Source organism: Streptomyces sp. G5(2025) (assembly GCF_049542075.1).
In the GTDB taxonomy this organism is placed as follows: Bacteria; Actinomycetota; Actinomycetes; order Streptomycetales; family Streptomycetaceae; genus Streptomyces.
Window position 1 is genome coordinate 2,001,749 of sequence record NZ_JBMUZT010000006.1, and the last position, 13,331, is coordinate 2,015,079.

Annotated in this window: 11 protein-coding genes and 2 pseudogenes; 8 read left to right on the top strand and 5 right to left on the bottom strand. The window is 73.2% G+C overall.

The genetic code is table 11. From position 1 onward, the window contains the following. Positions 1-21: 21 nt before the first annotated feature. Together pspAA and ACOBQB_RS19950 are read right to left on the bottom strand one after the other, a co-directional pair. A complete protein-coding gene (gene pspAA / locus ACOBQB_RS19945) occupies positions 22-300 on the bottom strand; it encodes a PspA-associated protein PspAA (protein ID WP_423593509.1) in 279 nt (92 codons plus the stop codon). A gap of 21 nt (positions 301-321) precedes the next feature. Beyond that, positions 322-1,119, bottom strand: coding sequence for a PspA/IM30 family protein (locus ACOBQB_RS19950; RefSeq protein ID WP_423593511.1), 798 nt, complete (start codon positions 1,117-1,119; stop codon positions 322-324). Between the two features lie 270 nt (positions 1,120-1,389). On the opposite strand from ACOBQB_RS19950, the gene ACOBQB_RS19955 reads away from it, so the two are divergent. Beyond that, positions 1,390-2,025, top strand: a complete 636-nt coding sequence (locus tag ACOBQB_RS19955; RefSeq protein ID WP_423598601.1) for a DUF3043 domain-containing protein — start codon at positions 1,390-1,392, stop codon at positions 2,023-2,025. Between the two features lie 74 nt (positions 2,026-2,099). Beyond that, positions 2,100-2,807, top strand: a complete 708-nt coding sequence (locus tag ACOBQB_RS19960; protein WP_423598603.1) for a class I SAM-dependent methyltransferase — start codon at positions 2,100-2,102, stop codon at positions 2,805-2,807. A gap of 180 nt (positions 2,808-2,987) precedes the next feature. Here ACOBQB_RS19960 and ACOBQB_RS19965 read toward each other — a convergent pair whose 3' ends face one another. Then, entirely contained in the window at positions 2,988-3,203 is a 216-nt protein-coding gene (locus tag ACOBQB_RS19965) for a hypothetical protein (protein ID WP_423593513.1), read from the bottom strand. Between the two features lie 102 nt (positions 3,204-3,305). Between ACOBQB_RS19965 and ACOBQB_RS19970 the strand changes: the two genes are divergently transcribed. Further along, positions 3,306-4,550 carry a bifunctional adenosylcobinamide kinase/adenosylcobinamide-phosphate guanylyltransferase gene (locus ACOBQB_RS19970; protein ID WP_423593514.1) on the top strand — a complete coding sequence of 415 codons (1,245 nt, stop codon included), beginning with the start codon at positions 3,306-3,308 and terminating at the stop codon, positions 4,548-4,550. Between the two features lie 20 nt (positions 4,551-4,570). On the opposite strand, the gene ACOBQB_RS19975 is transcribed toward ACOBQB_RS19970, so the two are convergent. Further along, on the bottom strand, positions 4,571-5,704 hold the full coding sequence (locus ACOBQB_RS19975) for a class I SAM-dependent methyltransferase (RefSeq protein WP_423593516.1): 1,134 nt from the start codon (positions 5,702-5,704) through the stop codon (positions 4,571-4,573). 188 nt (positions 5,705-5,892) lie between these two features. On the opposite strand from ACOBQB_RS19975, the gene cobT reads away from it, so the two are divergent. The 3 genes and pseudogenes from cobT to ACOBQB_RS19990 form a co-directional block, all read left to right on the top strand. Next, positions 5,893-6,978: a nicotinate-nucleotide--dimethylbenzimidazole phosphoribosyltransferase gene (cobT, locus tag ACOBQB_RS19980; RefSeq protein ID WP_423593518.1), complete on the top strand. Its 1,086-nt coding sequence runs from the start codon at positions 5,893-5,895 to the stop codon at positions 6,976-6,978. Positions 6,979-7,311: 333 nt separating this feature from the next. Continuing rightward, positions 7,312-9,102, top strand: a complete 1,791-nt coding sequence (locus ACOBQB_RS19985; RefSeq protein ID WP_423593520.1) for a phosphatidylglycerol lysyltransferase domain-containing protein — start codon at positions 7,312-7,314, stop codon at positions 9,100-9,102. Then, positions 9,099-9,818: pseudogene (locus tag ACOBQB_RS19990) on the top strand (hypothetical protein); the annotation flags it as partial. The gene ACOBQB_RS19985 and the pseudogene ACOBQB_RS19990, both read left to right, overlap by 4 nt. On the opposite strand, the gene ACOBQB_RS19995 reads toward ACOBQB_RS19990, so the two are convergent. Beyond that, positions 9,737-10,525 (bottom strand): hypothetical protein, encoded by a 789-nt coding sequence (locus ACOBQB_RS19995; RefSeq protein ID WP_423593521.1) that lies wholly within the window; start codon positions 10,523-10,525, stop codon positions 9,737-9,739. The pseudogene ACOBQB_RS19990 and the gene ACOBQB_RS19995 sit on opposite strands and share 82 nt — an antisense overlap. 87 nt (positions 10,526-10,612) lie before the next feature. Between ACOBQB_RS19995 and ACOBQB_RS20000 the strand changes: the two are divergent. Together ACOBQB_RS20000 and ACOBQB_RS20005 are read left to right on the top strand one after the other, a co-directional pair. Then, positions 10,613-11,394: pseudogene (locus tag ACOBQB_RS20000) on the top strand (adenosylcobinamide-GDP ribazoletransferase). A gap of 147 nt (positions 11,395-11,541) precedes the next feature. Next, positions 11,542-13,089: a leucyl aminopeptidase gene (locus tag ACOBQB_RS20005; RefSeq protein WP_423593523.1), complete on the top strand. Its 1,548-nt coding sequence runs from the start codon at positions 11,542-11,544 to the stop codon at positions 13,087-13,089. Positions 13,090-13,331: the final 242 nt, after the last annotated feature.

A 13,331-nucleotide genomic window follows, 5' to 3' on the forward strand; every position in this document is an offset into this window, starting at 1 on the left:
CCCCGCGTACGACTTGAGGCGTCAGCCGGGGATCAGGCCGTCGTCCGAGAGCATGTCTCGGACGTCGTCCAGGCTCGCGTCCGGGGCGGGGAGGATCAGTTCGGAGGGTTCGAGGGCGTCGTCGGGGAGGGGCTCGCCGAGCTCGCGGACCTTGTCCAGGAGCGCGTGGAGCGTGCGGCGGAACCCGGCGGTGTCGCCGCTCTCGATCTCGCCGAGCAGTTCGTCGTCGAGCTTGTTGAGTTCGGCGAAGTGGCTGTCGGCCAGCTTCACCTGGCCCTCCCCCATGATCCGTACGATCATGTCGCCCTCCTCGGACGTCAGCTACTGCTTGTCGAAGCGCGGGGTGTCCTGCGGCTGCTGCTGCGTCTGGGGCTGGCCCTGGCCGCCTTCGATCGCCTGCTGGCCGCTGCTGGAGCCGCCCGCGAGCTCCGCCTTCATGCGCTGGAGTTCCAGCTCTACATCAGTACCACCGGAGAGGCGATCCAGCTCGGACTGGATGTCGTCCTTGGCGAGGCCGGAGGAGTCGTCGAGGGCACCGGAGGCGAGCAGTTCGTCGATCGCGCCGGCCCGCGCCTGGAGCTGCGCGGTCTTGTCCTCGGCGCGCTGGATCGCCATGCCGACGTCGCCCATCTCCTCGGAGATGCCGGAGAAGGCCTCGCCGATGCGGGTCTGCGCCTGCGCCGCGGTGTACGTGGCCTTGATCGTCTCCTTCTTCGTGCGGAAGGCGTCGACCTTGGCCTGGAGGCGCTGCGCCGCGAGGGTGAGCTTCTCCTCCTCGCCCTGAAGCGTCTGGTGCTGCGTCTCCAGGTCCGTCACCTGCTGCTGGAGCGCGGCCCGGCGGGAGAGGGCTTCGCGGGCCAGGTCCTCACGGCCGAGGGCGAGGGCCTTGCGGCCCTGGTCCTCAAGGGTGGAGGACTGCTTGTTGAGCTGGGCGAGCTGTAGTTCGAGCCGCTTGCGGGAGGTTGCCACGTCGGCGACGCCGCGGCGCACCTTCTGCAACAGCTCCAGCTGTTTCTGGTACGAGTAATCGAGGGTTTCGCGCGGGTCCTCGGCCCGGTCAAGGGCCTTGTTCGCCTTCGCGCGGAAGATCATCCCCATACGCTTCATGACACCGCTCATGGGCTTCGCGCGCCCCCTTCTGACGGACTTCCAGCTCCAGGTACTGCTCAGAACCCACAGTACGGGCCCTGCATCCATTACCGCACTGTTCGCGTGCGGATGCGCTCATCCCCAAGGACGACTGCGTGCGGCCCTGATCCGGCGTAAGGAGTAGGTGGCCCCCCGTCAACCGACCCCGAGTCGTCCCCGAGTCGGCTGGATACCGCCTGCTACGTCCCCTTAGGCACGTAAATCAAGACGCTCGGCGTTGCCGGATCGTTCCCCGTCGGGCTGCGGCCCACGCCCCCGCACCACGTACCCTTGGATTTTGTGTTCCGTAGCCGATCCAAGGAAGAGAAGGCCCCGGCCGCGCAGGCGCCGGTGACCGACTCCAAGCAGCCCCGTCACCCGCAGGCCCCCAAGGGCCGCCCCACCCCCAAGCGCGCCCTGGCACAGTCGCAGCGCCGCAGCGTGACCAATACGCCGACCACGCGCAAGGAGGCGGCGAAGCGGCAGCGTGACGAGCGCCGCGCGCAGATGGCGAAGCAGCGCGAGGCGCTGGCCAGCGGTGACGAGCGGTATCTGCCCGCCCGTGACAAGGGTCCGGTGCGCAAGTTCGCGCGCGACTTCGTGGACTCGCGCTTCTGCATCGCCGAGTTCTTCCTGCCGCTCGCCGTGATCATCCTCGTCCTGAGCATGGTCCGCGTGCCGCAGTTGCAGAACATCGCGCTGCTGCTCTGGCTCATCGTGATCGTGCTGATCGTCCTGGACTCCGTCGCCACCGCGTTCCGCCTGAAGAAGCGCCTCGCCGAGCGCTTCCCGAACGAGAGCAAGAAGGGTGCCGTCGCCTACGCCCTGATGCGTACGCTTCAGATGCGCCGGCTGAGGCTGCCGAAGCCGCAGGTCAAGCGCGGAGAGCGGCCCTGAGCGGATTCACCGGCGGGGCCAGGGCCTGGCTGGAGAAGCTGGGCGGACTGCGCAACGCCGTGCGTCAGGAGCTGGTGGCCCGGCAGCTCGACGAGCAGATAGTGGCGCGCTTCCCCGTGGGGCAGCGGCTGCGGGTGCTCGACGTCGGCATGGGCCAGGGCACCCAGGCGCTGCGGCTGGCCCGCGCCGGGCACAAGGTGACCGGGATCGAGCAGGACCCCACGATGATCGCCGCCGCGCGTGAGGCGCTCGCCGGGGAGCCGGAAGGCATCCAGGGGCGGGTACGGATCGTCGAGGGCGACGGCCACCAGACCGGGGTGCACTTCCTGCCGGGCAGCTTCGACGTGGTGCTCTGCCACGGCGTACTGATGTACGTGGAGGAGCCCGACGCCCTGCTCGCGGGGCTGGCCCGGATGCTGGCCCCCGGTGGGCTGCTCTCGCTCCTCGTGCGGAACGCGGACGCGCTGGCCATGCGGCCGGGGCTCGGCGGGGACTGGAGCGGCGCCTTCGCCGCCTTCGACTCCGTCACGTACCGCAACCGGCTGGGCCTCGACGTGCGGGCCGACCGGCTCGACGCACTGTCGGCGACGCTGGCGGGGATCGCGGCGCCGCTCCAGGTCTGGTACGGCGTGCGGGTCTTCACGGACACCGTCCCCGACGGTGCGCCGCTTCCTCCGGAGGGGGAGCTGGAGGCGCTGCTGGCCGCCGAGGAGCGGGCGGGGCGCACGGACCCCTACCGGCGGGTCGCCGCGTTGCTGCATCTGTGCGGGGTGCGGGACTAGCGGGACCTGGTTTCCGGGGCGGCCGGGAACTCGACGTAGGAGATCCGGCGGCGGAGCGGGAGAAACTGCTGCGGGAGTGGGCGGGCCAGCGCCCGCCCGCGCACCGGACTTGTCCATGGCGAGAGGCGGCGGCCGGAATTCCGGCCGCCGCCTCTCGCATGTCCATGTCCGCCCGTTCCGCTACGCCGGGTCCTGCGCGTGCAGGCTCATCGGGCCGTAGATCTTGTTCGCGTCCTCGAAGAGGGAGACCTGGTCGGCGCCGCCCTCGGCCAGTTCCTTCCAGTACTCACCGACCCAGGACTCGGCGTCGCCCTGGGTGGTGAACTCCTCCGGGGTCAGCGCGGGCTCGACCTCCGTCCCGTCCGCCTTCTCGAACCGCCACGTCCATGCTGCCATCGTCAGCCTCCCGAGGGTCCCGTAGCGGCTGGGGAGCCGCCTGAATCCGCTTGAAGCCTAGCCGGGCGCGCGGCGCCGGACCCGACGCGGGAGGATCTTCGTGTGGAACTGACTCTGCTCGGCACCGGCGCCCCCGAAGGGCTGCCCCTCCCCGGCTGCCCCTGCGCGGCCTGCGCGACCGCCCTCGGCGAGGCGGCGCGCGCGGCCACCGCGCTCCTCGTGGACGGCGTCCTGCTGCTCGACCTCACGCCCGGCGCGGCCTTCGCGGCGGCCCGCGCGGGGCACTCGCTCGGCGGTGTGCGCCAGGTCCTGCTCTCCCATCCGCACGACGGGCCCGCCGTGGAGGTCCCGGCCGGGCTCCCGCAGCCCGGGCGCGTCGCCGACGGGCGGGAGCTGGCGCTGCTGACCGGCCACCGGGTGCGCGCGGTGGCGCTGGACGCGCCCGGCTCGGGGTACGAAGTGACGGGGCCGGACGGCGAACGGCTGCTGTACCTGCCGCCGGGCGGCGCCCCCGCGGGACTCGCCGACGGCAACGGCAACGGCTTCGGACTCGGCTTCGCCGGGGCGGACGGCGGGCGCCCCGCGTACGAGATGGTCCTCGCCGATGTCCTCGGGCGCCCCGACGGGCTCGCCCGGCTGCGCGCGGCCGGTGCCGTCGGGCCCACCACCGACGTCATCGCCGTCCACATCGGCCACGAGGCGCCGCCGGGCGGGGAGTTGACGCGCCGGCTCGCGGCGGCGGGCGCGCGGGCCGTGCCGGACGGGACGACGCTGGTCGTCGGCGCCTACGAGGACGTGCCGGACGTGCCGCGCCGCACCCTCGTCCTCGGCGGCGCCCGCTCGGGCAAGTCGGTGGAGGCCGAGCGGCGCCTGGAGGCCTTCCCCGAGGTGCTGTACGTCGCGACGGGCGGGACCAGGAACGGCGACGCCGAGTGGGCGGACCGGGTGAGCCTGCACCGCGAGCGGCGTCCCGGCTCGTGGCGGACCGCGGAGACCTGCGACCTGGTGCCGCTGCTCACGGACGACGGGCCGCCGCTGCTCATCGACTGCCTGTCGCTGTGGCTGACCCACGTCATGGACGAGGTGAACGCGTGGGACGACGCCGAGTGGGCGGGCGGCGGCGAGCGACGGCTGCGGGGACGCGTCACCGAACTCGCGGACGCGGTGCGCGCCACCCGCCGCACGGTGGTCGCCGTCTCGAACGAGGTCGGTTCCGGCATCGTCCCCGCGACCGCGTCGGGCCGCCGCTACCGCGACGAACTGGGCCGCCTGAACGCGGCGTTCGCCGCCGAGTGCGAGCACGTGCTGCTCGTCGTGGCGGGGCAGGCGCTGCCGTTGCGCGGCTGACCCGCGCCCTGGACATCGCTTCAGGTGCCCTCGCCCCTGCGTGCGATGACCCGGTAGGTGTTGGAGAAGCCGGCACGGGTGAGCAGCGGGGCCAGGAGCCGGTCGAGGGCGCGGGCGAGGGTCAGCACCGGCACGGCGGCCCACCACGCGGCGCGGCGGATCGTGAGGCCGACGGGGGGCGCGGGCCTGGCGCGCCAGGGGACGTCCGCCCGGGGCAGGCAGCGGTCGAGGAGGAGCGTGAGCGCCCCGCTCAGGTCGGCGGGCACGTGCGAGGCGCGGCGCTCGGCGCGGACGACCGTGAAGCCGAGTTCCGCCAGCTCCGCGCGGAGGTTGGCGAGCGGCACGAGGTGCAGATGCCGGGGCTGGGAGTACGACGGCCACCACTGGCCGAGCAGCGCGGCGTAGCGGCAGCCGGGGTCGGGGGCCTCGATCATCAGGTGGCCGCCGGGGCGCAGGACGGTTCGCGCGGCCCGCAGCTCCGCGCGGGGGTCGGGGCTGCGTTCCAGCTGGTGGAAGAGGCTCAGGGCGTCGTACCGGCCGGCGAGGCGGTCCGCGAGCCCGGTGAGGGTGCCGCGGTGGCCCTCCTCGACCCGGCCGCGACGCACGGCCATCTCGATGCCCTTGCCGGGACCGAGCCCGTCGAAGGACGTGTACGGGAGGACCTGCTTGGCCAGGGCCGGGAACAGTGCCCGGCCGGTGCCGACGTCCAGCCAGCACTCGGGTTCGTCGAACTCGCGCAGGGCGCGGGCGCGGGCCAGGTGGCGCCGGTCGGTGGGTCTGGCACCGAGGAGCCTGCCGAGTGCCTTGCCGCCGAGGCCGCCCAGTCCGCCGAAGCCGCCCAGTCCGCCGAAGCCGCCGAAGCCGCCGAAGCCGCCGAGGACCTCCCGGTGGCAGAGGTCGCGGTGGTAGAAGGCCAGGCCTTCGGGGGTGAGGCGGGGATTCTGGAAGCAGTGGCCGCAGGTCACGCACTGGTCGAGCCGGAAGGTGCCCGGCTTGTGCTGGACCAGGTCGGTGGTGCGCAGCCGGAGCCGCAGCCGCGGGGAGCCGCACCAGGGGCAGTCGGGGCGGCGGGGCTCGTGGAACCGCTCCGTGCCCTGGGCGAGGGCGGCGAGGTAGGCGGAGCGTCGTTCGGCGGCCTGCTGGGCGACGTCCATGGTCGTACTCCTGAAGTGGGCGGCTTTGGTGGGTTAGGTCCGGCAATGACGTTATGTGCCCAATGGCGCACATGCCGTAACCGTCCGGAGGGCTCCCGCCGTGCGGTGCGCGGCCCTTGGGGCGGCCCTTGGGGCGGACCTCAGGGCGTTCGAACACCGGCGCCCGGGCTGCCGGTACTGTTCGGCGAATGAGCTCGCTGAATCTCGACGACTTCACCGACCTGATCGAGCGGCCCGACGGCGGGGTGCGCCGCGACGCCGAGGAGCGCAGGGAGCGGCAGATCCTGCCGTCCGGGTCCCTGGGCCGCCTCGACGAGCTGGGCGAGTGGCTGTCGGCGGCCCAGTCCGCGGTGCCGGTCCGGCCGGTCGAGCGGCCGCGCGTGGTGCTGTTCGCGGGTGACCACGGGGTCGCCGAACTGGGGGTCTCCGCGCGGCCCGCGGGCGGCGCCGCCGCTCTCGTGCGTTCCGTGCTTGCCGGGGAGAGCCCGGTGGCCGTGCTCGCGCGCCGCCTCGACGTACCCGTACGGGTCGTCGACATGGCGCTCGACTGCGACCCGGCCGAGCTGCCCGCCGAGGTCGCCGGACACCGGGTGCGGCGCGGTTCGGGGCGTATCGACATCGAGGACGCGCTGAGCGCCGAGGAGGCCGAGCGGGCGGTGCGCGCCGGCATGGCGGTCGCCGACGAGGAGGCGGACTCCGGTACCGACGTGATCGTGCTCGGCGATGTGAGCGTCGGCGGTACGACGCCCGCCGCGACGCTGATCGCCGCGCTCTGCGGCACCGACGCGTCCGTGGTGACCGGGCGGGGCGGCGAGGCCATCGACGACCTGGCGTGGATGCGTAAGTGCGCGGCGGTGCGGGACGCCCTGCGGCGGGCCCGGCCCGTCCTCGGCGACCAGCTGGAGCTGCTCGCGGCGGTGGGCGGCGCCGACCTGGCCGCGATGACCGGTTTCCTGCTGCAGTGCGCGGTGCGGCGTACGCCGGTCATCCTCGACGGCGTGGTCGCGGCGGCGGCGGCGCTGGTGGCCCAGCGGGTCGCCTTCCGGGCACCGGACTGGTGGCTCGCGGGCCACGACAGCGGCGAACCGGCGCAGGCCAAGGCGCTGGACCGGATGGCCCTGGAGCCCCTCCTCAACCACGGGGTGAAGATCGGCGAGGGCGCCGGGGGCCTACTGGCCCTGCCGCTGCTCCAGGCCGCCGCGGCCCTGTCGGCGGAGCTCCCGGAGCGGGCCCCCGCCGCGGAGCCCGGAGCGGAAGCGGAGCCCGCCGAGTAAGCCCCCTGCCGGCCCTGCCGCTGCCCCAAGCCGCCCCGGCCCCGTCGCCAGAGCTACCGGAGCTGGGCACCGCCCCGGAACCGGGAGCCGAGGCCGCGGCGGACTCCGTCGAGTAAGCCCCCGAGGGCGCGGAAGATCGGCGCAGGCACCGGAGCCCTGCCGGCCCTGCCGCTCACTGGCCCAAGCCGCCGCGGCCCCGTCGGCGGAACTCCCGGAGCGGGGACGGAGGCGGAACCGGGCCGGAGGCCCAGGCCGAGTCCGCGGCGGAGCCCGCGAGTAAGCCCCCGAGGGCGTGGGTCGGTCGCGCCGATCTTGCCCATATGATCCCTTTTCATGGGAGATGAGCAGATCCTCGCCGCGCGACAGAAACCACGCACTGTCGCACAGCGCCGCGCCGCGGGTTTCACCGTCTGGTATCTCCGCGCCGTCACGTTCGTCAACTTCCTCAGCGCGGTCTGGGTCTCCCTCGGGCAGGATCTGCGGCAGCACAACACGGAGAACTACTTCACCCCGTACCTGCTGACCGCGGGCTTCGCGTCCGGGGCGTTCACGATGTTCCTGGCGATCACCATGCGGCGCCGCAAGCGCGCCGCATGGATCCTCAACCTCGTGCTCAGCGGGCTCTTCCTGCTGCTCTTCGCCTTCGCCATGTGCTTCCCCGAGATCCGGCGGTACGCGCAGAACTGGATCTCCCTCGCCCTGACCGCCGCCTTCGTCGCCGCGTTGGTCGTCGGGCGCCGCGAGTTCTACGCCAAGGGCGACCGGTCCAACCCGAAGCTGGCGTCGGCCGTCGCGGTCGGCGGTCTCCTCGTGACCTCGCTGATCGCCGCGCTGCTCGTCACCGTCACCAACCGCGCCCAGGACGGCGGCCGTTCGACCTTCCTCGACCGCTGGCGCTACGGCACCATGCGCCTGGTCTCGCTGGCCGCCGACGACCGGCGCTTCGAGGGCATCACCACGCCCGGCTGGGTCAACGTCTCCATCAACGTCCTGAGCGCGCTGCTGCTCTGCGCCGTCCTGTATGCGGCGTTCCGCTCCCGCAGGGCCGTCGACCCGCTCACCGAGGAGGACGAGGTGCAGCTGCGCGCCCTGCTCGCCCGGCACGGCGAGCGTGACTCGCTCGGCTACTTCGCGCTGCGCCGCGAGAAGAGCGTCGTATGGTCGCCGACCGGCAAGGCGGCGGTCGCGTACCGCGTCGTCAGCGGCGTCTCCCTGGCCTCCGGCGACCCCATCGGCGACCCGGAGGCCTGGCCGGGGGCGATCGAGCCGTGGCTCGCCGAGGCCCGCGAGCACGGCTGGATCCCCGCCGTGATGGGCGCGAGCGAGGAGGCGGGCACGATCTACGCCCGGCACGGCCTGGACGCCCTGGAGCTCGGCGACGAAGCCATCGTGGAGACCGCCGCCCGAGGCGGAGCCACCAAGGAGGCCTTCACGCTGGAGGGGCGGGCCATGCGCACCGTCCGCCAGGCGTACAACCGCGTCAAGCGCGCCGGCTACACCGTCCGTATCCGCCGTCACGAGGACATCCCGCCCGACGAGACGGCGGAGCTCCTGCGCCGCGCCGACGACTGGCGTGACGGCGCCACCGAGCGCGGCTTCTCGATGGCCCTCGGGCGGCTCGGCGACCCGGCGGACGGGCGGTGCGTGATGCTGGAGTGCACGGACGCCGGAGGGGAGCTGCGGGCGGTGCTCTCCTTCGTGCCGTGGGGGCGGCACGGCCTCTCGCTCGACCTGATGCGGCGGGACCGCGACGCCGAGAACGGCCTGATGGAGTTCATGGTCATCGAACTCCTCCAGCACGCACCCGAGATCCAGATCACTCACGTCTCGCTCAACTTCGCGATGTTCCGCTCTGTCTTCGAACGTGGCTCGCGGCTCGGTGCGGGGCCGGTCCTGCGCCTGTGGCGGTCGCTGCTCGGCTTCTTCTCCCGGTGGTGGCAGATCGAATCCCTGTACCGCGCCAACGCGAAGTACCGGCCGATCTGGGAACCGCGCTTCCTCCTCTTCGAGAAGAGCGGGGATCTGCCGCGCATCGGCATCGCCGCCGCCCGCGCGGAGGGCTTCCTCGAAGCGCCGGGCCTGCCGAAGCTGCTGCACCGCAAACACCTGGAGTCGAGACGATGAGCGCCCTGGCCCGCCGCGCCCGCGCCGAATGGAGGCCGCTGTTCTCCGCCGTGCGCGACGGGCTCGCCGCCCGCCGGTGGCGTGCCGCGCCCATGACGGTGGCGGCGGTCTGCCTCACCGCCCTCTTCCAGTACACGCAGAACCAGCCCTGGGGTTACCGGTTCGTCCAGAACATCGGCTCCGTGCGCGCCGAGGACCCCCTGTGGCTCGCGCTGCTGCGCACCCCGCTCTCCCTCTTCGTGCCCGCGCTGGACCTGCCCGTGTGGGGCGCGCTCGCGCAGATCCTGCTCGTCTTCGGGATCGCCGAGATCTGCCTCGGGTGGTGGCGCGCACTCGTCATCGGGTACGCGGCCACGCTCGCCGGCACGCTCTACGCGCGCGTGGGCATCGCGCTGGGCCCCGGCAACCCCATCGGGCTCCCCGCCTCCGACGCGCGGGTCGTCGACACGGGCCCGTCCGCCGCCGTCGTGGGCCTCGCGGTGTACGTGTGCTGGCGGCACCGGGCGTACCTCACGGCGGCCCTGGTGACCGCCCTGATGGTCGTCGAGGTCGTCGTCAAGAACAACCTCGCGGGCAAGGAGCACCTGGCGGCGATCGCGGCCGTGCTGGTGCTCTGCGCGGTCACCGTCCGGCGTCACCGTGGCGGTGGCGGGCGTTCCGGGTCGTCCGGTCCCGGAAGCGGCCTCGGGTCGGGCGAGAAGCCGCCGATCCAGTCCTGGAGTCTGCGGCGGGGCGCCGCCCAGCGGCGGTCGTGGTGGAAGGCCCGCAGGCCCGCACGCGCGCGTGCCCGGTGGCGGTTGCGGTAGAAGCGCCGCGCCCACGCCGATCCCGGCCGGGCGAGCCGGACCGCGCCGATCAGCGCGACGAACGGGATCACCATGCCGATCAGGGCCATGCGCAGCTTGCCCTTGAAGAGCGCGATCAGGGCGAAGGCGCAGTTGACGCCGATGTTCAGCGCGAACAGGGCGCGGTTCTGCCGCTCGACGGTCGTCAGGTCGTTGACCCCGAACGGAGTGAAGCCGGTGAGCACCAGGACCACCAGGGCGGCCGTGAGCATCACGACCTCCACGCTCTTGCGGCCCTGCTCGGTCCAGTAGACGTCGTCGAGATGCAGGATCAGCGCGAACTCGTCGAGCACGAGCCCGGCGCCGATCCCGAAGAGGACGGCGGCGTACAGCGGCCCGGCGCCGTGCCGCCCGGTGGCCACCGCCCAGAACCCGCCGACCAGCATGAGGAAGATGCCCGGCACGACGTGGTGGACGTGCACGCCTCCCGAACGGATGTTCCGGAAGGGACCCTTGCCGGCCCGGATGAGCCGCGTGACCGTCCGGGTCACCAGAAAGGACCCCACGAAGGACAGCAGCGCGAGCAGCAGCGGCAGCTTCCCCGGCTCGACGACGTTCCGGTACCACCAGTCGCTCATGCGGCCCGCCAGTCGTTCATGCGCCCATCCTCTGTCCCCGAGGGGTGATCCGCAGGGCGGGGGGCCGTGCCGGGGTAGCCTTCGCCGGTGCCAAGAACCCCCCTGTCCGACGGCATACGTTTCGCCTTCGGCACCCTCACCGCGCTCCCCGTCAGGGTCACCCGCTGGGACCGCGCGGCCGCCCGCGCGGGCATGCAGTGCGCTCCCCTCGCCGGCCTGGTGGTCGGCCTGTGCGCGGCAGGTGTCGGCGGCGCGCTGACCCTGCTCGGCGCCGGGCCGCTGCTCGCCGCCGTGACGACCGCCGCCACCCCCGCCGCCCTCACCCGCGGCCTGCACCTCGACGGCCTCGCGGACACCGCCGACGGCCTCGGCAGCGCCAAGCCCGCCGCAGACGCGCTGCGCATCATGAAGCAGTCCGACATCGGCCCCTTCGGCGTCCTCACCCTGCTCTTCGTCCTCCTCGCCCAAGTCGCCGCGCTCTGCCGGCTGTACGAGAGGTCCTGGACCGAAGGGGCCGTCGCCGCCGTCGTCTCGGCCGCCGCCGCCCGCCTCGCCCTCACCCTGGCCGCCCGCACCGGAGTGCCCCGGCCCGCCCCGGAGGCCTCGGTGCCGCCGTCGCCGGGGTCGTCCCGCGTGGACGGGCCCTGCTGGTCGCGGCGGTCGTCACGGGCGCCGCGGCGGGCGCGGGCGCGCTGCTCGGGACGTACGGCATCGCGCGGGCGGTGATTTGCGTGGTCCTCGCGCTCGGCGCCGCCGAACTGCTGCTCCGCCACTGCGTACGACGGTTCGGCGGCGTCACCGGAGACGTCTTCGGCGGCCTCGCGGAGACCGCCGCGACCACCGCCCTGGTGGTGCTCGCGCTCGGCTGACCCCCAGGTCGGCCGAAACCCCTGCGTACGCGACACCCCATCGAACACACACAGTCAGGCGCACCGCTGCGCTCACGGGCGTAGGCTCGCGACGGGTTCACCACCCCACAGCCCGTCGAAACCCAACCGAAAGAGGACCTCACCACCGTGACTGCTCTGACTCTCAGCACCGCCGCCGCGTCCGGCCTGCGTGCCGACGCGATCGTCGTCGGTGTCGCGAAGGGCTCTGGCTCCAAGGGGGCTCTGGTCGTCGCGCCCGGCGCCGAGTCCGTCGACAAGGCGTACGACGGCAAGCTCGCGTCCGTCCTGGAGACCCTCGGCGCCTCGGGCGGCGAGGGCGAGGTGACGAAGCTGCCCGCGCCGGCCGGCTTCAAGGCCCCGGTCGTCGTCGCGGTCGGCCTCGGCGAGGTCCCGGAGAAGGACGAGACGTACGGCACGGACGCGCTGCGCCGTGCCGCGGGTGCCGCCGCGCGCGCCCTGACCGGCGCCAAGAAGGCCGCGTTCGCGCTGCCCGTCGAGGACGCCGACGACATCTGCGCCCTCGGCGAGGGCGCGCTGCTCGGCGCGTACTCCTTCGTCGCGTACAAGGACCGGGGCGACGCCAGGTCCGCCAAGAAGAACGGCAAGGACGCCAAGGCCCCCCTCGCCGAGGTGGCCCTGCTCGGCGGCAAGCCGCGCGACAAGGCGTACAAGGCCGCGATCGAGCGTGCCATCACCGTCGCCGAGGAGCTGAACCGCGCCCGCGACCTCGTCAACACCCCGCCGAACGACCTCGACCCCGAGGCCTTCGCGGCGGTCGCCGCCGCGGCCGCCAAGGAGCACGGCATCAAGGTCCAGGTGCTCGACGAGAAGGCGCTCGCCAAGGGCGGCTACGGCGGCATCCTCGGCGTCGGCGCGGGCTCGGACGCCCCGCCGCGCCTGGTGAAGCTCTCGTACACGCACTCCAAGGCGAAGAAGCACCTGGCCTTCGTCGGCAAGGGCATCACGTACGACTCGGGCGGCATCTCGCTGAAGCCCGCCGGTCACAACGAGACCATGAAGTGCGACATGGCCGGTGCCGCGGCGGTCTTCGCCGCCGTCGTCGCCGCCGCGCGACTCGGCCTCGAGGTGAACGTCACCGGCTGGCTGGCGCTCGCCGAGAACATGCCGTCCGGCTCCGCGACCCGCCCCGGCGACGTCCTGCGGATGTACAGCGGCAAGACCGTCGAGGTGCTCAACACCGACGCCGAGGGCCGCCTGGTCCTCGCCGACGCGATCGCCAAGGCCTCCGAGGAGGAGCCCGACGCGATCGTCGACGTGGCGACGCTGACCGGCGCCATGATGATGGCGCTCGGCAACCGCACCTTCGGCATCATGGCGAACGACGACGCCTTCCGTGCGTCGGTCCACGAGATCGCCGAGGAGGTCGGCGAGCCCTCCTGGCCGATGCCGCTCCCCGCCGACCTGCGCAAGGGCATGGACTCCCCCACCGCCGACATCGCCAACATGGGCGAGCGCATGGGCGGCGGCCTCGTCGCCGGTCTCTTCCTCCAGGAGTTCGTCGGCGAGGGCATCACCTGGGCCCATCTCGACATCGCGGGCCCGGCCTTCCACGAGGGCGCCCCCTACGGCTACACCCCCAAGGGCGGCACCGGCTCCGCGGTCCGCACCCTGGTCCGGCTCGCCGAGCACACCGCCGCGGGTGACCTGGGCTGATCCGGGTACGTCGAGCAGGGCTCCGGACGTTCGCCGTCCGGAGCCCTGCTCGATTTCGCCCACAACGAAATTCGTACATTCCTACGCGGCAGAACCGCTGTGGACGGCTGATCCGACGTCTCACAGCCTGGCCCGGCGTCCCGCCTCCCCTCGACAAGTGCGAAGATGGGTTCTCGGCAGGACAGGGCCCCCACCACAGGGCCGAAACAAGAGCGGCCGAATACCAGCCGACCGACCGGTCG